This is a genomic window from Nocardia sp. NPDC059228 (assembly GCF_042754245.1).
In the GTDB taxonomy this organism is placed as follows: domain Bacteria; phylum Actinomycetota; class Actinomycetes; order Mycobacteriales; family Mycobacteriaceae; genus Nocardia.
In genome coordinates this window covers 1-21,924 of sequence record NZ_JBHZAL010000012.1, presented here as the reverse complement: position 1 = coordinate 21,924, position 21,924 = coordinate 1, and the positions used below count along the sequence as shown (strand labels likewise).

General features: G+C 67.9%; 24 protein-coding genes. 14 read left to right on the top strand and 10 right to left on the bottom strand.

What is annotated here, in order from left to right:
- The first annotated feature begins 1 nt into the window (after position 1).
- Complete coding sequence (gene dapF, locus ACFXKA_RS19610) at positions 2-922, top strand: diaminopimelate epimerase (RefSeq protein ID WP_354839639.1); 921 nt, start codon at positions 2-4, stop codon at positions 920-922.
- A gap of 8 nt (positions 923-930) precedes the next feature.
- Here dapF and ACFXKA_RS19605 read toward each other — a convergent pair whose 3' ends face one another.
- On the bottom strand, positions 931-2,052 hold the full coding sequence (locus ACFXKA_RS19605) for an alkene reductase (protein ID WP_379428302.1): 1,122 nt from the start codon (positions 2,050-2,052) through the stop codon (positions 931-933).
- A 60-nt stretch (positions 2,053-2,112) separates the two neighbouring features.
- Here ACFXKA_RS19605 and ACFXKA_RS19600 point away from each other — a divergent pair, with 60 nt between their 5' ends.
- The 5 genes from ACFXKA_RS19600 (at position 2,113) to ACFXKA_RS19580 (ending at position 6,077) form a co-directional block, all read left to right on the top strand.
- Entirely contained in the window at positions 2,113-2,484 is a 372-nt protein-coding gene (locus ACFXKA_RS19600; RefSeq protein ID WP_354839645.1) for a MerR family transcriptional regulator, read from the top strand.
- A 42-nt stretch (positions 2,485-2,526) separates the two neighbouring features.
- Positions 2,527-4,035 carry a GTPase HflX gene (gene hflX, locus ACFXKA_RS19595; protein ID WP_379428301.1) on the top strand — a complete coding sequence of 503 codons (1,509 nt, stop codon included), beginning with the start codon at positions 2,527-2,529 and terminating at the stop codon, positions 4,033-4,035.
- Between the two features lie 401 nt (positions 4,036-4,436).
- Positions 4,437-5,336, top strand: coding sequence for a DUF5753 domain-containing protein (locus tag ACFXKA_RS19590; protein WP_379428300.1), 900 nt, complete (start codon positions 4,437-4,439; stop codon positions 5,334-5,336).
- Positions 5,333-5,521, top strand: a complete 189-nt coding sequence (locus ACFXKA_RS19585) for a DUF397 domain-containing protein (RefSeq protein WP_354839653.1) — start codon at positions 5,333-5,335, stop codon at positions 5,519-5,521. Before ACFXKA_RS19590 ends, ACFXKA_RS19585 begins: the two co-directional genes overlap by 4 nt.
- Positions 5,522-5,693: 172 nt before the next feature.
- Entirely contained in the window at positions 5,694-6,077 is a 384-nt protein-coding gene (locus tag ACFXKA_RS19580) for a VOC family protein (RefSeq protein ID WP_379428299.1), read from the top strand.
- A gap of 205 nt (positions 6,078-6,282) precedes the next feature.
- Here ACFXKA_RS19580 and ACFXKA_RS19575 read toward each other — a convergent pair whose 3' ends face one another.
- Positions 6,283-6,948 (bottom strand): NAD-dependent epimerase/dehydratase family protein, encoded by a 666-nt coding sequence (locus ACFXKA_RS19575; RefSeq protein ID WP_379428298.1) that lies wholly within the window; start codon positions 6,946-6,948, stop codon positions 6,283-6,285.
- 123 nt (positions 6,949-7,071) lie between these two features.
- Between ACFXKA_RS19575 and ACFXKA_RS19570 the strand changes: the two genes are divergently transcribed.
- Positions 7,072-7,425, top strand: a complete 354-nt coding sequence (locus ACFXKA_RS19570) for a VOC family protein (RefSeq protein WP_379428297.1) — start codon at positions 7,072-7,074, stop codon at positions 7,423-7,425.
- An 18-nt stretch (positions 7,426-7,443) separates the two neighbouring features.
- Here the strand turns inward: ACFXKA_RS19570 and ACFXKA_RS19565 are convergent, their stop codons facing one another.
- On the bottom strand, positions 7,444-8,451 hold the full coding sequence (locus tag ACFXKA_RS19565) for a zinc-binding dehydrogenase (protein ID WP_379428296.1): 1,008 nt from the start codon (positions 8,449-8,451) through the stop codon (positions 7,444-7,446).
- Positions 8,452-8,505: 54 nt separating this feature from the next.
- Here ACFXKA_RS19565 and ACFXKA_RS19560 point away from each other — a divergent pair, with 54 nt between their 5' ends.
- Complete coding sequence (locus ACFXKA_RS19560; protein ID WP_379428295.1) at positions 8,506-9,282, top strand: AraC family transcriptional regulator; 777 nt, start codon at positions 8,506-8,508, stop codon at positions 9,280-9,282.
- A gap of 9 nt (positions 9,283-9,291) precedes the next feature.
- Here ACFXKA_RS19560 and ACFXKA_RS19555 read toward each other — a convergent pair whose 3' ends face one another.
- Positions 9,292-10,149 carry an aldo/keto reductase gene (locus ACFXKA_RS19555; RefSeq protein WP_379428294.1) on the bottom strand — a complete coding sequence of 286 codons (858 nt, stop codon included), beginning with the start codon at positions 10,147-10,149 and terminating at the stop codon, positions 9,292-9,294.
- A 26-nt stretch (positions 10,150-10,175) separates the two neighbouring features.
- Positions 10,176-10,970: a thioesterase family protein gene (locus ACFXKA_RS19550; RefSeq protein ID WP_379428293.1), complete on the bottom strand. Its 795-nt coding sequence runs from the start codon at positions 10,968-10,970 to the stop codon at positions 10,176-10,178.
- Positions 10,971-11,065: 95 nt separating this feature from the next.
- Here ACFXKA_RS19550 and ACFXKA_RS19545 point away from each other — a divergent pair, with 95 nt between their 5' ends.
- From ACFXKA_RS19545 to ACFXKA_RS19520, 6 genes are all read left to right on the top strand, one after another.
- A complete protein-coding gene (locus ACFXKA_RS19545) occupies positions 11,066-11,692 on the top strand; it encodes a TetR/AcrR family transcriptional regulator (RefSeq protein WP_379428292.1) in 627 nt (208 codons plus the stop codon).
- Between the two features lie 179 nt (positions 11,693-11,871).
- Positions 11,872-13,275: a PucR family transcriptional regulator gene (locus ACFXKA_RS19540; protein WP_379428291.1), complete on the top strand. Its 1,404-nt coding sequence runs from the start codon at positions 11,872-11,874 to the stop codon at positions 13,273-13,275.
- Between the two features lie 97 nt (positions 13,276-13,372).
- A complete protein-coding gene (locus ACFXKA_RS19535) occupies positions 13,373-13,924 on the top strand; it encodes a nuclear transport factor 2 family protein (RefSeq protein ID WP_379428290.1) in 552 nt (183 codons plus the stop codon).
- A gap of 130 nt (positions 13,925-14,054) precedes the next feature.
- Positions 14,055-15,677 (top strand): AMP-binding protein, encoded by a 1,623-nt coding sequence (locus ACFXKA_RS19530; RefSeq protein ID WP_379428439.1) that lies wholly within the window; start codon positions 14,055-14,057, stop codon positions 15,675-15,677.
- A gap of 72 nt (positions 15,678-15,749) precedes the next feature.
- The gene (locus ACFXKA_RS19525) at positions 15,750-16,628 is read left to right on the top strand and encodes a lysophospholipid acyltransferase family protein (RefSeq protein ID WP_379428289.1); all 879 of its coding nucleotides are present in this window, start codon (positions 15,750-15,752) and stop codon (positions 16,626-16,628) included.
- A gap of 179 nt (positions 16,629-16,807) precedes the next feature.
- Positions 16,808-17,953 (top strand): acyl-CoA dehydrogenase family protein, encoded by a 1,146-nt coding sequence (locus ACFXKA_RS19520; protein WP_354839688.1) that lies wholly within the window; start codon positions 16,808-16,810, stop codon positions 17,951-17,953.
- A gap of 183 nt (positions 17,954-18,136) precedes the next feature.
- Here the strand turns inward: ACFXKA_RS19520 and ACFXKA_RS19515 are convergent, their stop codons facing one another.
- The 5 genes from ACFXKA_RS19515 to ACFXKA_RS19495 all read right to left on the bottom strand — a co-directional run.
- Entirely contained in the window at positions 18,137-18,373 is a 237-nt protein-coding gene (locus tag ACFXKA_RS19515) for a hypothetical protein (protein WP_379428288.1), read from the bottom strand.
- A 138-nt stretch (positions 18,374-18,511) separates the two neighbouring features.
- Positions 18,512-19,318: a hypothetical protein gene (locus tag ACFXKA_RS19510; protein ID WP_379428287.1), complete on the bottom strand. Its 807-nt coding sequence runs from the start codon at positions 19,316-19,318 to the stop codon at positions 18,512-18,514.
- A gap of 169 nt (positions 19,319-19,487) precedes the next feature.
- Entirely contained in the window at positions 19,488-19,868 is a 381-nt protein-coding gene (locus ACFXKA_RS19505; protein ID WP_379428286.1) for a DUF5313 family protein, read from the bottom strand.
- Positions 19,865-21,526 carry a SulP family inorganic anion transporter gene (locus ACFXKA_RS19500; protein WP_379428438.1) on the bottom strand — a complete coding sequence of 554 codons (1,662 nt, stop codon included), beginning with the start codon at positions 21,524-21,526 and terminating at the stop codon, positions 19,865-19,867. The genes ACFXKA_RS19505 and ACFXKA_RS19500 overlap by 4 nt, the downstream gene beginning before the upstream one ends.
- The coding region (locus ACFXKA_RS19495) for a phosphoenolpyruvate carboxykinase domain-containing protein (RefSeq protein WP_379428285.1) at positions 21,523-21,924 on the bottom strand (402 nt) is incomplete at its 5' end. The genes ACFXKA_RS19500 and ACFXKA_RS19495, both read right to left, overlap by 4 nt.

Below are 21,924 nucleotides of genomic sequence, written 5' to 3'. Positions count from 1 at the left end.
TATGACGAGCGAGAACAGCGCCGCTGACATCGAATTCAGCAAGGGCCACGGCACCCAGAACGATTTCGTGGTGCTGCCCGACCCGGACGCGTGGCTGGAGCTCACGCCGTCCCGGGTCGCCGCGCTGTGCGACCGGCAGCGCGGGCTCGGCGCGGACGGGGTGCTGCGGGTCGCGCGGGCGGGCGCGCTGATCGAAACCGGTGTGCTGGCCGCGCTGCCGGAGGGCGTCAGCGCCGGGGACTGGTTCATGGACTACCGCAATGCGGACGGATCCATCGCCGAGATGTGCGGCAACGGGGTGCGCGTGTTCGCGCATTACCTGGTCGCGACCGGGATGGAGAAGAGCGAGGAGTTCGTGGTCGGTTCGCGCGCGGGCGCACGGCCGGTGGTGGTGCACCACGCCGATCCCGTGCACGGCGAGGTGACCGTGGCCATGGGCCGGGTGAAGACGCTCGGCGTCTCGACCGCGACCGTGAGCGGACGCGAATTCACCGGCCTCGGCATCGATGTCGGCAATCCGCACCTGGCCTGCGTGGACCCGGAGCTGACCACGGCTTCGCTCGCCGAACTGAACCTCGACCAGCTGCCGGGCTTCGACCACACCCTGTTCCCGAACGGCGTGAACGTCGAGATCCTCACCGCGCTGGCCGTCGGCTCGGACGGTGAGCGGGGCGTCGACATGCGCGTCTACGAGCGCGGCGTCGGCGAAACCCGATCCTGTGGAACGGGAACCGTGGCCGCGGCGGCCGCCGCCCTGGCCCGCGACGGCTTCGACCTGGCCTCCGATGTCGGGCATGTGAAGGTCCGCATTCCCGGCGGCGTGGTGACCGTCGGCATCGAGAACGGGGCGGCCTGGCTGCGCGGCCCGTCGGAGCTGGTGGCGACGGGCCGCCTTGCGGCCAAGTGGTGGCAGGACGCCTGACCCGCTGATCACGCCGCAGTGGTGCTGAGCGCCGCGTCGGCGGCGGATTCGAGTGCCGGATAGTCGGTATACCCCTCCGCGCCGCCGACATACATCAGGTGTGCGTCGCGCACCGGGTTCAGCGGCGCACCGATCCGCAGGCGGTCCACCAGATCAGGGTTGGCCAGGAACGACCGGCCCAGTGACACCAGGTCCGCGCCCGCGGCGAGCAGCGCGCGGGCCGCGGCGGCGCCGCCGTCGGCGGGCAGCGGGACGCCCCAGCCGAGGTCCGGATTGGCGATCAGCGTGGTCGGCCACAGGCTCCGGATCTGCTGGAAGAGCGCGCTTTCCGGGTCCGCGAACACCACGTGCAGGTAGGCCGGATGGCGCTGCGCCAGTGCCGCGACCAGTGCCGGGTACAGCTCGCCGGTATCGGTTTCGGCGATGCCGTTGACGGTGACGCCGGGTGCGATCCGCACCCCGACCCGCTCCGCGCCGATGGCCGCGATCACCGCGTCCACCACCTCGAGGGTGAACCGGATCCGGTTCTCGATCGAGCCGCCGTACGCGTCGGTGCGGTGATTGGTATTGCCCGACAGGAACTGGTGCAGCAGATAGCCGTTGGCGCTGTGGATCTCGACGCCCTCGAATCCGGCGGCCACCGCCGTGCGGGCGGCCTTCGCGAAATCGGCGATGGTGTCCTGGATTTCGTCATCGGTCAGCTCGTGCGGAGTCACCGCCTCCTGCTGGCCGGACGGTGTGTGGATGGTCTCCGGCAGTGGGATCGGCGAGGGTGCGACCGGGGTCAGTCCGCTGTTGTCCGGGTGCCCGACCCGCCCGCCGTGCTGGAGTTGCAGGAACATCCGCCCGCCCGCGGCCCGCACCGAGTCGGTGACGCGCCGCCAGCCGGCGAGGTGCGAATCGGTGTAGAGGGCCGGGATGTTCGGGTAGGTCAGCCCGGCCGGGTTGGGGGTGGCCGCCTCGGCGATGATCAGTCCCGCTCCCGCGCGCTGTGTGTAGTAGGTCGCCATCAGCTCGGTGGGGGTCCCGTCGTCGGCGGCGCGATTGCGGGTCATCGGGGCCATGACCAGCCGGTTCGGGAGTTCCAGGTGGCCGATCCGGCCGGTGCTGAAGAGGTCCGTGTTCGTCATTCCCGTAAGGTAGAACCTGACATTGATGTGAGGTGCAAGCCTCGGAATCCGGAGTGCCGCATGCGAATCGGTGAGCTGGCCAGACGCACCGGCGTGAGCGAACGGTCGCTCCGCTACTACGAGGAGCAGGGCCTGCTCGTCGCCGCCCGCACCCCCGGCGGCCAGCGCGACTATCCGGAGCTGGCCGTCGACCGTGTGATCCACATTCAGGAGCTCTTCGCCGCCGGCCTCAACAGCAAGAAGATCTTCGAGATCCTGCCCTGCATGCGCGACACCGACGGCGGCGCCAACGAGCGCGCCACGCCCGAGCTCGTTGACGAGTTGCGTGCCGAACGTGACCGCATCGACCGCACGATCGCCGACCTTCTGCGCTCCCGCGAAGTCCTCGACGATGTCATCTCGCGAGCCGGGGAACGCTTCGCCGCGAAATAACCGAATGCGGTCGTTCGTTGGGACGTGGGAACATGGAGGTGTATGAGTAAGCCAGAAACGTATGAGTTCACTCCCGCCGAAGACCTCGACGAGGAGATCAACGACGCCCCCGAGACCGGCCGCAACGGCTGGTCGACCGCGCCGACGGTAGGTGAACTGCAGCTCGAGGACCGCAGCGCCCTGCGCCGTGTCGCGGGTCTGTCCACCGAACTCACCGACGTCACCGAGGTCGAGTACCGGCAGCTGCGCCTGGAGCGCGTGGTGCTGGTCGGCGTCTGGACCGAGGGTACGGCCACGCAGGCCGAGGCGAGCATGGCCGAGCTGGCCGCGCTGGCCGAGACCGCGGGTTCGGAGGTGCTCGACGCGATGATCCAGCGTCGTGACCGCCCCGACAAGTCCACCTACATCGGCTCCGGCAAGGCCGAGGAGCTGCGCGCCATCGTTCTCGAGTCCGGCGCCGACACCGTCATCTGCGACGGTGAACTGACCCCCGCGCAGCTGACCGCGCTGGAGAAGGTCGTGAAGGTGAAGGTCATCGACCGCACCGCGCTGATCCTGGACATCTTCGCCCAGCACGCCACCTCGCGCGAAGGCAAGGCGCAGGTCTCGCTCGCGCAGATGGAGTACATGCTGCCGCGGCTGCGCGGCTGGGGTGAGTCCATGTCCCGGCAGGCCGGTGGTCGCGCCGGCAGCAATGGCGGTGTGGGTCTGCGTGGTCCCGGTGAGACCAAGATCGAGACCGACCGTCGCCGCATTCGTGAGCGAATGGCCAAGCTGCGCCGCGAGATTCGCGAGATGAAGACCGCCCGCGACACCAAGCGCGCCAAGCGTTCGGAGAGCGGTATCCCGCAGGTGGCCATTGTCGGCTACACCAACGCGGGCAAGTCGTCGCTGATGAACGCGCTGACCGATGCCGGAATCCTGGTGCAGGACGCGCTGTTCGCCACCCTGGATCCGACCACCCGCCGCGCCGCCCTGGAGGACGGCCGTGAAGTGGTGTTCACCGACACCGTCGGTTTCGTCCGCCACCTGCCCACCCAGCTGGTCGAGGCGTTCCGGTCCACCCTGGAGGAGGTAACGGGCGCCGACCTGCTGCTGCATGTGGTCGACGGCTCCGACCCGCTGCCCGATCAGCAGATCAAGGCGGTCCGCGAGGTCATCACCGACGTGCTGCGCGAGTCCAAGCTGCCCGCGCCGCCGGAGTTCCTGGTGGTCAACAAGATCGACGCGCTCGATCCGCTGGAGCTGACCCAGCTGCGCGGCTGGCTGCCGGACGCGGCCTTCGTCTCGGCCCGCACCGGCGAGGGTCTCGACCAGCTCCGTGACCTCCTGGGCCAGATCCTCGGCGGCCTGGATGTCGAGGTCAGCGTCCTGCTGCCGTACACCCGCGGCGACCTGCTCGCCCGTATCCACGCCGACGGCAAGATCCTCAGCTCCGAGCACGAGGAGTCCGGCACCCGGGTCCACGCCCGCGTCCCGGATGCTCTCGCCGGCCAGTTGACCGAGTTCGCCCACGCGGGCGGCTCACCCAACGGCTCGCAACCCTCCTGACGCGCCCGGCCGGAGGTATCTGACCACCTCCGGCTGCGGCGTGTCCGGCGTCATCGCCGGGCTCAGTTCCTCGCCTGTCGCCGCTCCGCACGGTGCCGCCCCGCCCGTGCGCGGCGAGCGGTGGAACTCCTGATGTCTTCGACGAGGCAAGCGGCGAGCAATATTCCGCCCAAAACGGTCATCAGCGACAAAACCCAAGCATCCCAAGGCATTACGACTCCCACTGTTTCTTCGGATTGCGAATGAACCTGCGGTCGAATCTGATTTGCTGACGCTCTGTGATAAGTAGACATCCAAACGCGTTGCCGGAGTGAGTCCCTCGCGGACATTTCACGAAATACGATGAAAGTCCGTCTCGGCGGTGTCCGCGGCGGACATTTCCCTGATAGCGAGGCTGAGAAATGACTGAATTGACGGTCTCTCGCATGGATTTCGGGAACTTCATGCGCGGAGTACGTGAAGACGCACATCAGACGCTGCTCGCCGCCGCGGCGGGCCTCGAGGTGTCCCGCCAGGTCATCATGCGAATGGAGGAGGGGAGTCCCACCAAGCTCACCGGGCCGCTGATCAAACTCCTGCTCGCCAACTACGGGGCATCGGCAGAGATTCGTGACGAGGCGCTCCGGCTGTGGTCCGAGCTCACCGAACAGGACAAAATGGCCAAAGCGCAAGGGAATTCGAAGGGCTTCTGGAAGGCCTACACCGATCAGGTCGCCCCGGCTTTTCCACGATTTCTCCGCCTGGAGGGCGCGGCGAATCGAGTCCTCGTCCATCAGCCGGTGATCGTGCCCGGACTGCTGCAAACTCCCGACTACCGGCGCGCGATCATCCGGATCGACGAACCGGATCTGTCGGCAGTGAATATCGAACGCCTGCTGGAACTCACCGCGCGCCGGCAAGTTCGCCTGAGCGAGCCCGGCTTTCGTCTCGACGCACTGATCTCCGAGGCCGTTCTGCGTCACTGCCCGGCCATTCCGGCGGCAATGGCGGCACAGCTGCGCTGGCTCGCCGAGATCGGCGAACGGGAGAACATCAGCATTCGCGTCATCCCCTGGTCGGCCGGTCCTCACCGCGGCCTCACGATCCAGCCCTTCACCCTGCTCGAATTCCCGCACGGTTCGAGCGGAACAGCCTTGCCCACAGTCGTTTTCGTCGAGGGCGCGATCGGCAGTCTCTACCACGAACGTGCCACGGAGATCGACCGATATCGGCGCGCGGTGGCGTCCATGCGGGCGGTAGCGTTGACGGAGACGGACACCAGAGAGCTGGTGCTCGGACTCGCGAAGGAGTACGCGCTGTGACGAAGCTCCCGCCGACCGGCACGTGGTACAAGTCGAGTAGGTCGGATGCCGCCAAGCAGTGCGTCGAGGTCTTTCTCGGCGATGGAAAGGTGGGCGTCCGCGACTCGAAGGCGGTAGGCCCGGAACTCTGGTTCCCGGAGGAGGCTTGGCGGTCCTTCATCGACAGCCGGGTGTGGGATCGCTGATTACCCGTGCTGAACGGTCCGCGGTCCGTACTCGGCCGCTTCTTGGTTCGGGTGTCCTGCCAGAATTGATGTGCGGCCGCCATCGGGTTGACCATGCCGAAGCTGCGCAAGGCTCCCGCCCGGCGGAGGCGGCGGTAGCGGCGCCCGGCACAACACGATCAGGAGAAGCACTGTGAGTGTTCACCTCAACCACACCATCGTCCACTGCTCGGACAAGCAGGTGTCGTCCCACTTCTACGCCGAGATCCTCGGCCTCCCCGCCCCCGTCGTCGCCGGACCGTTCCTCATGGTCGTCCTCGACAACGACGTCTCCCTCGACTTCGCCGACGGCGGTGGCACTCCGCACCCCCAGCACTACGCCTTCCTGGTCTCCGAGCCCGAGTTCGACGCCATCCACGCCCGCATCAAGGACCGCGGCCTCACCTGGTGGGCAGACCCCCACCACACCCTCGAGGGCGAGATCAACACCAATGACGGTGGGCGCGGCCTCTATTGGAACGACCCCGACGGCCACGGATTGGAGATCATCACGGTGCCCTACGGCGGCTTCCGCTGACGACCGGTCATGTGTGTCGCTGCCCGACCGGGCCCTCAGGCCTACCGCCCGTCGGTGCGGCCGGTACGGACGACGAATGGCGCATCGTGACCACGGAGGAGCTGGCAGACCGCCGCCGGTGACATGGCGGTGGTCAGATCGAGGGCGTCGTTGCCCGCCGAAGTCGTGGCCTCGCGGGGCAACTGGTCAGGGCTGACGCTCTCCGCTACGGCCTGGCGTGCGCGGAGATCTGCCGGGGCGTGAGGATGTGGCTGTCCGCTCCGGAGGCTGCGATGGTGATCATGGCGCGACCGATTTCGCGATTGTCGTTGAATGCGTTCGGGGCCAGCCGCTTCAGCAGCGGGATCAGTGGGCCTGTGAGTGCGTACGCAGCGCGGTACAGCGGGGTCTGGGAGACCACGCCGTCCATGGGCTGGACGAATCCGGGGCGGAACATGTACGCCTGGAAGGGAAGTGCGAGGAGGTCGTTCTCGGTCTTTCCCTTCACTCGCGCCCACATCGAGCGGCCCTGCTCGCTGCTGTCGGTGCCCTGGCCGGAGACGTAGACGAACGTCAGCTTCGGATTCGCGGCCGCCAGCGTGCGACCGACCTTCAGGGTCAGGTCGTAGGTGATCCGGCGATAGTCCTCCTCTTTCATGCCGACGGAGGAAACACCGAGGCAGAAGAAGCAGGCGTCGAACTCCGGCAGCTCGCCGGCGATCGCGGAGAGATCGGTCGGGTCGGGCTGGACCAGCTCGCGCAGCTTGGGGTTCTCGATACCGACCGAGCTGCGCCCGACGGCGAGGACCTGCTCGACTCGATCGTCCCGCAGGCACTCGTTGAGAACCCCGTGCCCGATCATGCCGGTCGCGCCGAAGAGGATCACCTTCATGCCAGGCATCTTGCCCCAGCGGCGACTCGATCGTGTGGACCTGCCACCAACGGTTGATGAGGCGGGGACGTGTAGGGCGCGTTGCAGGGGGTGGCCGGTGGTCTGGCCTGGCAGGATGGCGGCATGGAACGGGTGGTTGGGATTGGCGGATACTTTTTGCGGGCTGCCGACCCGGCGGGTCTGGGTGCTTGGTATCGGGATTGCCTCGGGCTGGACACCGATGAGAATGGGGTGTGGAGGCAGGAGGCCGGGGTGACCGTGTTCGCGACCTTCGAGTCGGGGACAGAGTATTTCGGGGATCGCGGGCAGCGGACGATGCTGAATTTCCGGGTTCGTGATCTGGATGCGATGCTCGCGCAATTGCGGGAGAAGGGGGCGGAGGTGGCCGAGGAAACGCAGGATATGGCGGGGGTCGGGCGATTCGGCTGGGTGACCGATCCGGAGGGGAACCGGATCGAGCTCTGGCAGCCTGCCTGAACATCGGTGCGCGGTGGCTCAGGGCAGCATCACGACTTTGCCGGTGGCCTGGTTGTTTTCCATGTATCGATGGGCGGCGGCGATCTCGTCGAGCCGGAAGATACGGTCGATGGTGGGGCGGTAAGCGCCTGATTCGATATCGTGGATGATTCGTTGCAGCACAGGCGTTCCCGCGCCGCCCTCGCGGTTCTTGCTGTGGAAGGCCGTGAGTCTGGTGCCGGAGGGGATCATCGCGATCGGTTCGAAATCGGAGATGAGCCAGCCGCTGAGCGAGCCCGACACACAAACCGTGCCGCCGCGCCGGACCAGGTGGAGCGAGTCCACCGCGGTGCGGGCGCCGACCAGGTCCAGGATGTAGTCCGGGCCGTCGGGCCAGATCGCGTGCACGCTCGCGGCCAGTGATTCACCGTCGTCGACGAGGACATGGTCGACGCCGGTCGCACGCAGGGCGTCGATCCTGCCGGGCTGCCGCGTGGTTGTCGCGGTCTCGATGCCGTGACCGACGGCGATCGACGCGGCGGCCATGCCCACCGAGGAGGTGCCACCGCGAATCAGCAACCGGCCCTTGGTATCCGGCTCGATTCCCAGCGTGTCGAGCGAACCCTGGGCGGTCAGGTAGGACTCGGGGAGGGCGGCCAGGATCTCCCACGGCAGGGTGGTGGTGATCGGCATCAGGAGGGAGTTCGGCAGGAGGGCGTACTCGGCGTAGCCGCCGTCGAAATCGCGGCCCATCTCGCCCATGACCGCGGCGACGGTCGTGCCCTCCGGGAGCGCGGGATCGGTGGAGGCGGCGATGATTCCGACGCATTCGATGCCGAGTACCCGCGGGAAGCGCACGCTGGGGGAGTGTCCCTGGCGGGTCCGCAGTTCCGACCGGTTCAGGCCTGCGCCCTTCACCTGCACCAGGCTCCAGCCCTCCCGGACCTCGGGGATCGGCAGCTCGCGGATTTCCAGAACCTCGGGGTCACCGGCCCGGCCGCAGATCGCCGCTCGCATAGTCGTATTCACTCGGGTCATCGTTTTCATGCATCCACTGTCGACGACCGGCAGGCTGGCGGGCTACCGATAGAATGCCAAGCTATGCCCGATAGCCGCCAACCTCTCGAGTCGCGGCTGTGGCCGTCCGGCGGAGCCCACCTCTGGTCGCCGGGCGCGTCGAGTTCGGCCGATTCCCATTCGCGTGGGCACCTGGTGTACGCGGCGCGCGGCGTGCTGTCGGTGCACACCGAACGCGGCACTTCGATCGTCCCGGCCAATCGAATCGCCTGGACACCAGCGGGATTCACGCACTACCACCGCGCGCACGGCCACACCGACATGCGGATCGTCTTCCTGCCGGCCGCGCTCGCCGGGCTGATACCGGACCGTCCCGCCGTGTTCCTGGCCTCCGATCTGGCCCGCGAAGTCGTGCTCGCGCTCACCGGCACCCGCGAGTACGACCGCGCGGCGCGTGCCCGCCTGCATCGTGTCCTCGTCGACGAACTGCGCGAAGCGCGCGAGCAGCCACTGCAACTGCCGGAGCCCCGCGATGATCGGCTGCAGGCCCTTGCGCGGACGCTGTACGAAAACCCCGGGGACAACAGCTCATTGGCGGATCTCGGCCGCGCGGTCGGAGCCGGCTCCCGCACCCTGAGCCGGCTGTTCCGCGACGAACTCGGCATGACCTTCTACGAGTGGCGCACCCAGGTGCGGGTCTATCACGCCCTCGTCCTCCTCGCCGACGGCCATGACACGACGCGGGTCGCGCACGCGTGCGGGTGGTCGAATCCCAGCGGCTTCATCACCGCTTTCACGGCCCTCGTCGGCGCCACCCCCGGCCGCTATCGAATCGCCCACCAGCAGAAGGACGCTCGATAGCCGGCGGGCTCAGACGTCCAGGCCGGCGGTGAGGGTGGCCGGGTCGGGACCGATCCGATTGCCCCTGTCGACCCCGTCGATGCGGGCCAGCTGACCGGGCGTCAGCTCGAAGGAGAAGACATCGAAGTTCTCCCGGATGCGGGACGGGGTCACCGATTTCGGGATCACCACATTGCCGAGCTGCAGATGCCAGCGGATGATCACCTGCGCCGGGGTCCGGCCGGTTTCCTCGGCGATCTCGACGATGGCCGGATCGCTCAGATCCGCGCCCCGACCGAGCGGACTCCAGGCCTCGGTCACGATGTGGTGCTCGGCGTGGAAGGCCCGCAACTCGGGCTGCGCCAGGTGCGGGTGCAGTTCGATCTGATTCACCGCCGGGGTTTCGCCGGTCTCGTCGATGACGCGCTCGAGGTGATCGCGGTTGAAGTTCGAGACGCCGATCGACCGGATCCGGCCCTCGGATTTCAGGGTCTGGAAGGCCCGGAACGTATCGACGAACCGACCGGCCTGCGCCACCGGCCAGTGAATGAGATACAGGTCCAGATAGTCCATTCCGAGCCGCGCCATGCTGGCGTCGAAGGCGCGCAGGGTGGAGTCGTAGCCCTGTTCGGAGTTCCACAGTTTGGTGGTGAGGTAGACCTGCTCGCGCGGCAGCTCGTACTCGCGAATGGCGCGCCCCACCTCGACCTCGTTGCCGTAGATCGCGGCGGTGTCGATACTGCGGTAACCGGTTTGGAGAGCCGCGGTGACGGCGTCGAACGCCTCCGCGTCGGCGACCTGGAACACTCCGAAACCGAGTGCCGGAATCGCGTTTCCGTCGCTCAGGACGATCGGCGGCACTGTGCCGCTGTCGCTGTGGAAGGTCATGCCCATCGACTATAGGGCCCGATCGGTCAGGGCTGCGGGCGCACGGTCAGGATCTGCTGGGCGTAACCGACCGCGCCGCGGACGTCGTGGAGAACGGTGCTGGTCAGCCCTTGCCCGGTGTGGCCGAAGGTGACCGTCGTATCGAGGCCGGTCCACTCGCCCTCCGGCTGCCGGTAGAGGTGGATGGTCAGGTCCACGTTCGGGAACATCCACTTGGTGGGCTCCTGCCGGACCGCGATGCCGTTGGCGGTGTCGACCAGTGCGATGTAGGAGGCGAGAGCCTCGGACTGCTCGCCCGCGACCAGGTCGAGGGAGGTGGTGATCCAGGCCGTGGTGCGGCCGGGTTGCGGGATACCGACCGGCCGGGTGTCGATGGAGGCGATGTAGCCGCCCGACCAGAGCGAACCGAGCTCCCAGGAGTCCAGCTCATCGGGTGCGGGCAGCCGCTCCGGTTCGCCGCCCGCGACGCTGTCGGTGTCCTGGACGCCCAGGAACCAGGCCCGGGCGCTCACCACGCTGCGACCGCCGATGGTGACCGTGGCCTGCACCAGCTCGATGGTGCGGCCGGGCCGGACGGTCTCGACGCGGATCTCGAACTCCTCGAACCCGATCCGGCCGAGGATGTCGAAGCTGATGCGGCTCAGCATCAGACCCGGGCGATCGGCGCGAGCGCGCAGGATCTCATGCACGATCAGGCCGCCGACCGGGCTGAAGTGCTGTTCGTCGTCGGCCCATGCGCCGCCCGCATGGCGGGTGGGGACGAATCGGTGTTCGCCGACTCGCCGGAAGTAGCTGGACTCGGGTGCGCTCGTCTCCGTCACATTTCTCAACCTACGGGTCGAATTTTGATCTGGCTAGTCGAGAAACCGTCTTTGTGGTCGGAACAACCGACCCGAGCGCCGCCTATGATCGAGCGATGACTTCGACCGTGGACGAGGATGCCGCCCCCGCCGGGCGCGCGGCACGCCGGCGTGACCGCCGCAAGGCGGAGATGATCGCGACCGCGCTGCAGATCCTGTCCAGCAGCGGCTATCAGGGCATGCGGTTCGAGGATGTCGCCGAGCGCACCGACATCGCCAAAGCCACGCTCTACCACTACTTTCCGAGCAAGGACGCGCTGGTGTCCGCGGCCCTGGAGAAACTCACCGCCGATGTCCTGACCAGCCTCCGCGCGGCCCTGGACACCGCCGCCGACGCGCCGCCCGCCGAGCAGCTGCGGGTCCTGATCGCGGCCCAGCTGCATGTGCTGACCGTGCTGTATCCCGAGGTCGGCAAGCTCTTCTCGTTCCCCGCCCCCTGGCCGAGCGAACACTCCGACGCCATCAAGGCCATGCGCCGCCGCCACGACCGCCTCTTCCGCGAGGTCATCGACCGCGGAATCGATTCCGGCGCCTTCGACTGCCCCGACCCCGCGGTGGCCCTGCACTGCCTGCACGGCATCCTCAACCACGCCTCCATCTGGCTGCGCCCCGAGGCCGATCCGGACCACCGCACCCGCGATGCGGTGGTCGGCGAATCGCTCAGACTGTTCGTCCGGGCCTGAGCCGCCGGCGGTCGCTGTGCCCGGCCGACGGTGCCGGTGCGCGGGGAGGGTTCGACAAGGGTTCCATGCGGGGGAGCCCGAGTCCCACTCAGTTGGACGTTTTGCCCGATTCTCTTCGAATTCGGCCGAGCGGTTGCGAGTCTGAGGGGATATCCCATCAGAGTGGAGGGAGCAGCGGGATGGAGCCTGCGCCGACCCCGAACCCGCTGCGGCTCTCCGAGCTCGGTGCTGATTCGACGGCGGTATTGCGGGTCATCGCGCACTTCGACGATTTCGACGAGTCCGCCGCCAATGCCGACACGGTCGTGCGAGCCGCCGCACTGCTGGCCGAGTGCCCGGTCGGGGCGAGCTGGCCGTCCGGGACCGTGATCCGCTACGACGCCGCGGGCCGCCTGCTGCCCGCCGCGGGCACGCCCGCCGACGCGGTCGGGACCGATCCCGCCGTCTGGCTGGAGCGGCGGGTGATGCCGGACGCGGCCGCCGCGCGGGAATCCGACCGGCCGCGGCGCAATGGTGCGACGTCGGCCGGACCACGAAATCGACAGCGGGACAGCATGATCGCCGTGCCATCGGGTCCGCACGGGCAACCGTCGGCCGCGGCGCATCCGCTGGACGGCGTGGTGCTGGATCGGCTACGGCACTGCCTGCGCGTGGTGTCGGTGCGGCAGGCGGCCAATCCGCTGCGGATGGATGATCCGGCATTGCTGGAAGTGGTGCTCTCGGAGAAGGAACGGCGTGAGGATCGCGTGCGGGCCATGCGGTTGCTCGGGCTGGATCCGGCGCGGGCGACGCGGGTGCTGGCGGTGGCCGGGCCGGGCGCGGCGGACGCGGTGCGGATCATCGGCGAGCACGTGCCGATCCTGCGGCAGGCCGTGATCGGGGCGACGACCGCGGTGCTGGTCCAGGATTTCGCGCCGCCCGGTGGTGCCGGGGAGACCACGCGCCGCCCGGCTGCCGCTTCGGACCGGTTCGTGCCCGCGGCCGGGAGTTCGGCGGTGCCGATCACGACCGGGCCGGGGCGTCCGTCGATGGTCGACCGTGGATTGTCGGATGTCTTGAATGCTGCTGTCGCGCAGTCGTTCCCGGCATCGCAGGCGGGCACCGGCGGGCCGTGGATCGGGGTGGGGGAGCGGTTGCCGGCGTTCGCGGCGGCCACCTCGTGGGAGCAGGCGCGCCGCGCGATGCGATTCGCGTCGTCGACCTGGCACGGGCGGCGGGTGATCGCGTTCGAGCGGCTGGGGGCGCTGGAGCTGCTCGCGGATCTGCCGGTGCAGCGGCTGCTGGGGACGGCGGATGTCATGCGGATCAACGAGTTCGCCGCCACCGAGGCGGGCGCGCTGGCGGTCGACACCCTCGAGGCGTTCTGCGTCTTCGGCACCCTGCGACGCACCGCGACCGAACTGCACCTGCATCACAGCACGGTGGCCGCGCGGATAGCGCAGGTCGAGGCGGTGATGGGCTGGGATGTGGACGAGGCGCTGGACCGGTTCACCGCCACCCTGGTGCTGACGGTCCGGCGCATGACGCTCTCGTCCGCGCAGTTGGCGGGCCGCATGCCGGCCGAACCGACGGGTGTCGGGTGAAGGCGGTGATACCCGCGACGGGCGGCGGGTGATCCGGGTCACGCCGGTCGGTGACGATCGGTGGGCACAACCGGTGCGGGAGAAGGAGATTCACACCATGGCGATTGTCGATTCGGCCAAGACCTGGGAGCTGCTCGAGCAGCGGCTGGCCGTCACCACCAACGAGCGCCACCGCCAGGTGCTCGGCATCGTCATCGAGCACATGAAGGCCGAGGCCGCCCCCGACCTGGACGGTCTGATGCGCACCCTGGTCGCGGAACCGGACTACCACTTCTGGAACGCGGGCCAGGATGTCGGCCCGAAGGGGTGGGACACCGTGCACGCCTACTACTCGGCCTTCGTCGAGAGCAAGTCCAACATCCTGGAGTTCGAGCTGGACCGCCTGCTGGTGGACGACGAATGTGTGGTCACCGAGGGCTTCCTCAAGCAGATCTACCCGGGCGCCTACGCCGCCCAGATCGGCATCCCCGTCGACGATCCCGCCGCCGACTACCTGATCACCTTCCGCCAGCTGCTGCTGTGGCCGGTCGACGCGAACGGCCTGATCGTCGGCGAGGACTCCTACCACTCGGGCCCGGTGGAGATCCGCAAGCTGTCCTTCGACGAGCTGCCCAGGGAATACGTCGAACTCGTGCACCCGGCGGCCTGACAGCGGCGAGACTCGGCATATGGAAGGCGAATCGGACATGACGGACCTATCAGTAGCACCCTCGGCCGTGTCGGCGGAGATCCCGGCGGCGTCGCCGGAGCAAGCCCGGCGTCGCGCGGACATCGCGACCATGCTGCTCGACCGCCTCGGCGACGAGCGGCTCGGAGTGCGGACCCGCGACCGGGATTGGACCTGGGACGCGGTGGTGCGGGAGTCGGCGGCGCGCGCCGAACTGGCCCGGGAACTGCGGCGCGACGGGCCCTTCCACATCGGGGTGCTGCTGGACAATGTGCCCGACTTCGTCTTCTGGCTGGGTGCCGCCGCGCTGGCGGGCGCGACCCTGGTGGGCATCAACCCGACGCGCGGAAACGGCCAGCTGGAGGCCGACATTCGCTACGTCGACTGCCAGCTGATCGTGACCGACGCGGCCGGGATGGCCCGCCTGCGCGGGCTGGATCTCGGCCTGGAACCCGAGCGGTTCCTGCTGGTCGACGATCCGGCCTACGCCGAGCGGATCGACGCGCACCGGGTCGAGCCCGCCGCCCACGCGGGCCCGGAAGCCTTGCTGCTGTTGCTGTTCACCTCCGGCACCACCGGCACCTCCAAGGCGGTCAAGTGCACGCAGCGCCGCCTGGCGGTGATCGCGTACGCGGCCACCGACAAGTTCGGTCACGTGCGCGAGGATGTCGACTACTGCTGCATGCCGCTGTTCCACGGCAATGCCATCATGGCGCTGTGGGCTCCCGCCCTGGCCAACGGCGCTACCGTCTGCCTCACCCCGAAGTTCTCGGCCTCCGGATTCCTCTCGGACGTGCGATATTTCGGCGCGACGTTCTTCACCTATGTGGGCAAGGCGCTCGGCTACCTGCTGGCCACGCCGGCGAGTCCGCAGGACGCCGACAACACCCTGGACCGTGGTTTCGGCACGGAGGCGTCGGTGGCCGACCAGGCCGAGTTCCGCCGCCGCTTCGGGGCCGAGCTCTTCGAGGGCTACGGCTCCAGCGAGGGCCCGGCCCTGGCCGCCATCGACCCGGCGGCGCCAGCCGCGGCGCTGGGCCGTCCGGCCCATCCGGGGGTGGCGGTGGTGAATCCGGAGACCCTCGCCGATTGCGCGCGAGCGGAATTGGATGAATACGGTCGTGTATTGAATCCGGACGAATCGGTCGGCGAGATGATCGACAAAGCGGGTGCGCTCGTCTTCGAGGGCTATTACAAAAATGATGTCGCGGATGCCGAACGTTTGCGGAACGGCTGGTATTGGACCGGCGATCTCGGATATATCGACGCGGACGGATTCCTCTATTTCGCCGGACGCAAAGGCGACTGGCTTCGCGTCGACGGCGAAAACACCTCGACGCTGCTGATCGAACAGGTGATCCGACGGCATCCGGCGGTCATTGCCGCCGCGGTCTACGGCGTCCCCGACGCCCGCTCGGGCGACCAGGTGATGGCCGCCATCGAGGTGGCCGACCCGGCCTCGTTCAATGCCGCCGAGTTCGCCGAATTCCTCAGCGCCCAGGACGATCTCGGCAGCAAGGGTGCGCCCCGGCTGCTGCGGGTGTCGGGAAATCTGCCCGTCACCGGTTCCAACAAGGTGCTCAAACGCGAACTCCAGGAACAGCGTTGGCACACCGCCGAGCCGATCTATCGCTGGGCGGGTCGCGGCAAACCGGAGTATGACCTCTTCACCGATTCCGGCAAATCGGCACTCGAAGCCGAGTTTGTCTCATTCGGGCGCTCGAACCTGTTCTAACCCTGATTCGGTGACCTGCGCGGACTTTCGTTACGATGCCGTTATCGAAGGTTCTTGCAGGGAGGGTTTGTCTTGTCTCGTCATGACGATCAATGGTTCGACACCGAATCGCCCAGGGGGCTGACCGACGGCGCGCCACTGCACGTCGATCTCACCGATGCCGATCGCCGCATCATCGATCTGCTCGTCGCCCCCTCGCGGGCCTGGTTCAGCCCGCGCTTCTACGGGATGGAGAACTTCCCGGAGCAGGGCCCGGTGCTGCTCGTCGGCAATCACAGCCTGGCGGGCGGCACGGACGCCCCGCTGCTCGCGCACGAGATTCTGGTGCAGCACGATCGGCTGGTGCGGGGGCTCGCCGAGAATGTGCTCATCGATGTGCCGGGGTTGCGAGATGTGTTGCACCGCTGGGGAATCGTGCGCGGCAACCGCCACAACTGCACCACGCTGCTGGAGCAGGGCGAGGCCGTGGCGGTGTTCCCGGGCGGCGGCCGCGAGGCCATGCGCGGCAAGGGGCAGAAGTATCAGCTGCTGTGGGAGGGCCGCACCGGCTTCGCCAAGATGGCCATCGCGACCGGCGCGCCCATCGTCCCGATCGCCATGGTCGGCGGTGACGACATCTACGACATCGTCTTCGACGGCGATCACCCGGTCATGCTGCCGCTGCGCAAGGCCGTCGAGGGCCTGGGCCTGCGCTCGAATCTGACGCCGCCGCTGATCCGCGGTCTCGGTCCGACACTGGTGCCCAAGCCCGAGCGCTTCTACTACGCCCTCGGCACCCCGATCGACACCAGTCCGTGGCGTGACGCCGAGGATCACGAGGCCGCCGCCACCGAGTTGCAGACCGTGGTGAAGAAGGCCCTGGAAGGTGAACTGGACTTCCTGCTGGCCGAGCGCGACCGCGACCGCGGTCGCAGCCTGCTGGGCCGCACCCTGGGCCGCTTCGGCCTCTGAGCACCACCCTGATTTCCCGGTAGGTTTACCGGGGTTCAGCAGCTCCGTTCCGCGACGTCAAGGGCGACTGTCGCAGTTCGGACCACTTTCTTCTCCCGTGAAGTTAACCTCCGTTCGACTTTCGAGTACGGTAAAGAGCACAGGCGATGGTGCCGATGTGGTCACTGTAGGAGGTTGGCGTGGAGCGCACTCTTTTCGAACCCGAACACGAGCTGTTCCGGGAGTCGTTCCGTAAGTTTCTCGATCAGCATGTGGCTTCCCAGCATGAGCAGTGGGAGCACGACGGCATCGTCGATCGCTCGGTCTGGCTGGAGGCCGGCAAGCAGGGGTTCCTCGGCATGGCCGTGCCGGAGGAGTACGGCGGCGGGGGCGTGCTGGACTTCCGCTACAACGCCATCGTGACCGAGGAGGTCACCAAGGGCTTCTACTCCGGCCTGGGTTTCGGTCTGCACAACGATGTGATCGCGCCCTACCTGCTGGAGCTGGCCAACGAGGAGCAGAAGCGGCGCTGGCTGCCGGGCTTCTGCTCCGGTGAGATCATCACCGCCATCGCCATGACCGAGCCCGGCACCGGCTCGGACCTGCAGGGCATCAAGACCCGCGCGGTCAAGGACGGCGACGACTGGATTCTCAACGGCGCCAAGACCTTCATCACCAACGGCATCAATGCCGACATCGTGATCGTGGTCGCCCAGACCGACCCGTCGAAGGGCGCGATGGGTTTCTCGCTGCTCGTGGTCGAGCGCGGCATGCCCGGCTTCGAGCGCGGCCGCAATCTGGACAAGATCGGCCTCAAGGCGCAGGACACCGCCGAGCTGTCCTTCACCGACGTTCGGGTCCCCGGCAAGAACCTGCTGGGCACCGAGGGGCAGGGCTTCGTCCACCTGATGCAGAACCTGCCGCAGGAGCGCCTGTCCATCGCCGTCATGGCCGCCGCCGCCATGGAGGCCTGCCTGGACCTGACCTGCCAGTACGTGCGCGACCGCAAAGCGTTCGGCAAGCCGATCGGCGCTCAGCAGAACACCCGCTTCGTGCTCGCCGAGCTGGCCACCAAGACCACCGCCGTGCGCGTGTTCGTGGACCGCTGCATCGAGCTGCTCAACGACCGGAAGCTGACCGTCGAGGAGGCCGCCATGGCCAAGTGGTGGTCCAGCGAGGAGCAGGTCGACCTCATCACCAAGTGCCTGCAGCTGCACGGCGGCTACGGGTACATGCGCGAATACCCGATTGCCAAGGCGTACATGGACGCCCGCGTCCAGACCATCTACGGCGGCACCACCGAGATCATGAAGGAGATCATCGGCCGCAGCCTGAAGCTCGCCTGATCAGAGGCGATTTCTTGGATCGCGGGATGGCCGCTGTCCCGTCTGCGTCCCGTCCCAGCTCTGAAACTCGTTCGTTTCCAAGGGGTACTCCTCCGGGGTATCCCCTTCGGTTCGGGTGAAAACGGACTCGATAGCGGCCCGCGTGACGTCCTGGTCGGTCACAGTGCAACGGCCGGAGGTCGGTCAGATGGTGACAGTGATGATGTCCTGGTGGATGTGGATGTGGATGTCGATGGCTCCGTAGTCCTGGGCGCGGATGGTGCGCTCGATGATGTGGGCATTGTGTCCGCACAGGATGACGACGGCCAAGCTGGTCGAGTTCAGCACGTGCACCGCGGCATGATCAGAGATCGTCGAGTACCCCAGTTCGGGGATTTCGAGTACGTTGATATTCCGCTCGAGGTCGGAGATCACCTTCATGCGCCTGTCTCTGTCCGATTTGCCGAGTGGGGTGGACGTGGCTTTCGGAACACCGGACCGGGGGTGGCATGACCGGAATCGGTTGGGGGTGATCACGAAATCCTCCCTGCTGACGAGCGGGTACGGCGGCTCGATGCCTTACGGGTGCGTATGGGGGCTGCCGTCGGTGGGTGTGCCGAGAATTCTGCTCACATGCCGCGCGACCGTAGGGACCAGCCGGTGATCGCGAATATCGGGCAGGGCGCGGTCGACGGGGGTGATGAGTGTGAGTGCCCGTGCGGCGGCGGCCAGCGCGTCGACAGTGACGTGGTTTGTGCCGTGTCCGGACAGTGCGCCGAGGAGCCCGGGTAGAGCCAGTGCGGCGAAGCGGAAGGGGTCGGTGGGAACCTGGACCGTGCGGGCGGGTACCGCCCATATCGAGTCTTGTCCGGTCAGGTCGACTGTGATGTCATGGTCGACCATCAGCTTCCGGATTGCGGGCCCATGGAAGTCGTTGCCGCGCAACGCGGTGACGTCGGCCGCCCCGCATTCGAGCAGTGCCGCTGCCAGGTGCAGTGTCCGGTCCGCGCCGACCACCGCCAGCCTGCCGTGCCGCGGCGGGATTCGCTTCGCGCGCAGCGCTGTTACGGCCGCGGCGGCCGCTGTCGCGGTGAGCGCGTCGGTTTCGGAGATCACCAAGCGCCCACGGGCGGCAGTGGTGATCGACTGCACGGCAGCGGATTTCTGCGCGTCTAGTCCGATCAGGAAGACCGCTGTGATGTGTCGAGGGAGTTTCGCGATCCGCGCGGCGACCGAATGCGGCCGGCCCGTCGTGCACGGGACGGCCGAGCCGCGCAGCACCGTGCGATCGGTGAGCAGCGCGGCGTAGTCCTCCATGGCCGTCCAACATGAGTTGTTGGTTCGATTGGCGCGGCTGCCCCAGACCGCGACCACCGCGGCACCCATGTCTCTCGAGTCGGGTCTCCCACGATTGGCCGCGGTGTTCCCTTGGCCGGAATCGATATGGCTGGTCACTCGCAGTGCCTCACTCTCACGGGCTCGAGCGGACGTAATGTTTGATCTTGGAAAATTCGCAATCAGTGGCAATACCGACGTGATCGGCTCACGACAGGGCTCAGGCCCGGCCGTGACGTCGCTCGTAGGCCTCGCGGTCGGAAGCGGCACGCTGGCGTTCACGTTGATCGGCCAGTGTCGGATCGAGGCCGTGTTTGGCGAGGCGGGCGCGGCGGTAGACGTACATGAGGGCGGCGGTGAAGTAGATCAGTGGCAGGTAGAGCAGTGCCATCATGGCCAGGCCCATCCAGAGTGGTCCGGGGATGAGCAGGAACAGGCACAAGGGAGGAATGATCGGGATCAGGATGCGCAGCAGGTAGCGGCGGGCCGCGCCAGGGCCGGTGAGGTCGTTGATCACCCAGTCGGACATGGACGGTGGTAGAGTGCCGCCGCTGATGTACCGGATGCGCTGTGCGAGTGTCGGTGTCGTACGTTCGGTCATGGGCAGGGTGCTTTCACGGGGTCGGGCAGGTAGCAGCGAGCACGGGCGATGGCGTCCGGCGTGTGCGCGAAGATGCTGCTGTCACCGCCGACCGGCAGGGCGCCGATCGCGCCGAGGCAGCGGCGGTGGTCGTCGCGCAGGCCGGACATGAGGACCGCGATGCCGTGGTGCTCGAGTTTTCCGATGGCGTCCTTGAGTACCAGTGCGCCGGTGGTGTCGAGGGCGGTGACGTGGGACATGCGCAGGATGACCACGTGCACGTCGGATACCTCGGCGAGTTCGAGCAGGAACCGGTGGGCGGCTGCGAAGAACAGCGGACCGTCGATGCGATAGGCCACGATGTGGTCGTGGAGCAGGTCGTGTTCCGCGGCCAGATGATCGGTGTCGTCGGCCGGGATGTCCAGCGGAAGCCGTTGCAGCCGGGCCTCTTTCGCGACCGAGCGCAGTGCCAGCAGCACCGCGATGCCGACGCCGACGGCGACCGCGGTCACCAGGTCCAGCGCGACCGTGACCAGGAAGGTTACCGCCATGATGGCGGCATCGCCTTTCGAGGCGCGGGCGATGGCCGCCAGCGACGCGGTCTCCACCATGCGCACGGTGGTCGCGAGCAGGACGCCCGCGAGCGCGGCCAAGGGGATATCGGCGACCAGTGGAGCGGCGAGGTAGATGATCGCGGCCAGCACGACCGCGTGGGTGAGCGCCGCGAGCCGGGTGCGTGCGCCGGAGCGCACGTTGACCGCGGTGCGGGCGATGGCGCCGGTGGCCGGGACGCCGCCGAACAGGGGTGCGGCGATATTTGCCAGCCCTTGTCCGAACAGTTCGCGGTTCGGGTCATGGCGGGTGCCGACGGCCATGCCGTCGGCGGCGGTCGCCGAGAGCAACGACTCCAGCGCCGCGAGGGCGGCCACCGCCAGCGCGGGCGCGATCAGCGTGCCCAGTTGGTCCAGATGCACGAATCCGAGTGTGGGAGCCTGCAATCCGGCCGGGACCGATCCGATGGGGGTGAGATCGAGATCGAACATTTTGGCGGCGACGGTGGCGATCACCACCGCGATCAGCGCGAACGGCAGTTTGGGCAGGTACCGGCCGCCGATCAGTACGATCGCCGCCACGATCAGCGCGGTCGCGAGCGTCGCGTGGTGCGGCTGTGCGGCATAGTGGCGTACCGCGTCGAACGCGGACTGCCACACCTTCTCGCCGTGCGCGTGGGCGATGCCGAGGGCGGAGGGGAACTGCTGCAGGGCGATGACGACCGCGATTCCGGCGGTGAAGCCCTCGATCACCGGGGCGGGCATGTAGCGCACCGCGCGCCCGACCCCGGCGACCGCGAGCACCACCAGCACGATGCCGGCCAGCAGCCCCACGGCCAGCACCCCACTCGCGCCGTGCTGGTGGAAGATCGGTACCAGAACCACCGTCATGGCCCCGGTCGGCCCGGACACCTGGAAGCGGGAGCCACCGAACACCGCGGCCACCACGCCCGCAACGATCGCCGTCGCGATACCGGCCGCCGCGCCGAGGCCGGAGCTGATGCCGAAGCCCAGCGCCAGCGGCAATGCCACCAGCGCGACGATCAATCCGGACAACAGGTCGGCACCGGGGGAGCGGACCGCCGGTCTCCAATCCGACCAGGTCGGCAGCAGAGCCCTCACGATCAGCGCGCCCCGGCGGCGTCCGTCGAACGTTCTTCGGCGAGGCGGGTTTTCAGCGCGGCGAGTTGTTCGCGTAGCTGTTCAGGCAGTCGGTTGCCGCCGATGGTGGCGTACCACTCGTCAATCGAACCGATTTCGTTCACCCACTCGTCGACGTTCACCGCGAGCGCGGCGGCGGTGAGGTCACGCTGCGCGTCGGTCAGACCGTTCAGATCCAGCGCGTCCGGGGCCGGCACATACCCGATCGGGGTTTCGACGGCCTCGGCCGCACCGTCCAGGCGCTCCAGGGCCCACTTCAGCACGCGCACATTGTCGCCGAAGCCGGGCCACAGGAACTTCCCGTCGGCGCTGCGCCGGAACCAGTTGACCTGGAAGATCTTCGGCAGCTGCGCGCCCGCGCGCTC

Excerpts from the sequence above, each read along its gene's own strand:
- dapF (WP_354839639.1), top strand. The coding sequence starts at position 2 with ATGACGAGCGAGAACAGCGCCGCTGACATCGAATTCAGCAAGGGCCAC.
- ACFXKA_RS19605 (WP_379428302.1), bottom strand. The coding sequence starts at position 2,052 with ATGACGAACACGGACCTCTTCAGCACCGGCCGGATCGGCCACCTGGAA.
- ACFXKA_RS19600 (WP_354839645.1), top strand. The coding sequence starts at position 2,113 with ATGCGAATCGGTGAGCTGGCCAGACGCACCGGCGTGAGCGAACGGTCG.
- hflX (WP_379428301.1), top strand. The coding sequence starts at position 2,527 with ATGAGTAAGCCAGAAACGTATGAGTTCACTCCCGCCGAAGACCTCGAC.
- ACFXKA_RS19590 (WP_379428300.1), top strand. The coding sequence starts at position 4,437 with ATGACTGAATTGACGGTCTCTCGCATGGATTTCGGGAACTTCATGCGC.
- ACFXKA_RS19575 (WP_379428298.1), bottom strand. The coding sequence starts at position 6,948 with ATGAAGGTGATCCTCTTCGGCGCGACCGGCATGATCGGGCACGGGGTT.
- ACFXKA_RS19570 (WP_379428297.1), top strand. The coding sequence starts at position 7,072 with ATGGAACGGGTGGTTGGGATTGGCGGATACTTTTTGCGGGCTGCCGAC.
- ACFXKA_RS19565 (WP_379428296.1), bottom strand. The coding sequence starts at position 8,451 with ATGAAAACGATGACCCGAGTGAATACGACTATGCGAGCGGCGATCTGC.
- ACFXKA_RS19560 (WP_379428295.1), top strand. The coding sequence starts at position 8,506 with ATGCCCGATAGCCGCCAACCTCTCGAGTCGCGGCTGTGGCCGTCCGGC.
- ACFXKA_RS19555 (WP_379428294.1), bottom strand. The coding sequence starts at position 10,149 with ATGACCTTCCACAGCGACAGCGGCACAGTGCCGCCGATCGTCCTGAGC.
- ACFXKA_RS19545 (WP_379428292.1), top strand. The coding sequence starts at position 11,066 with ATGACTTCGACCGTGGACGAGGATGCCGCCCCCGCCGGGCGCGCGGCA.
- ACFXKA_RS19540 (WP_379428291.1), top strand. The coding sequence starts at position 11,872 with ATGGAGCCTGCGCCGACCCCGAACCCGCTGCGGCTCTCCGAGCTCGGT.
- ACFXKA_RS19535 (WP_379428290.1), top strand. The coding sequence starts at position 13,373 with ATGGCGATTGTCGATTCGGCCAAGACCTGGGAGCTGCTCGAGCAGCGG.
- ACFXKA_RS19530 (WP_379428439.1), top strand. The coding sequence starts at position 14,055 with ATGCTGCTCGACCGCCTCGGCGACGAGCGGCTCGGAGTGCGGACCCGC.
- ACFXKA_RS19515 (WP_379428288.1), bottom strand. The coding sequence starts at position 18,373 with ATGAAGGTGATCTCCGACCTCGAGCGGAATATCAACGTACTCGAAATC.
- ACFXKA_RS19510 (WP_379428287.1), bottom strand. The coding sequence starts at position 19,318 with ATGGGTGCCGCGGTGGTCGCGGTCTGGGGCAGCCGCGCCAATCGAACC.
- ACFXKA_RS19505 (WP_379428286.1), bottom strand. The coding sequence starts at position 19,868 with ATGACCGAACGTACGACACCGACACTCGCACAGCGCATCCGGTACATC.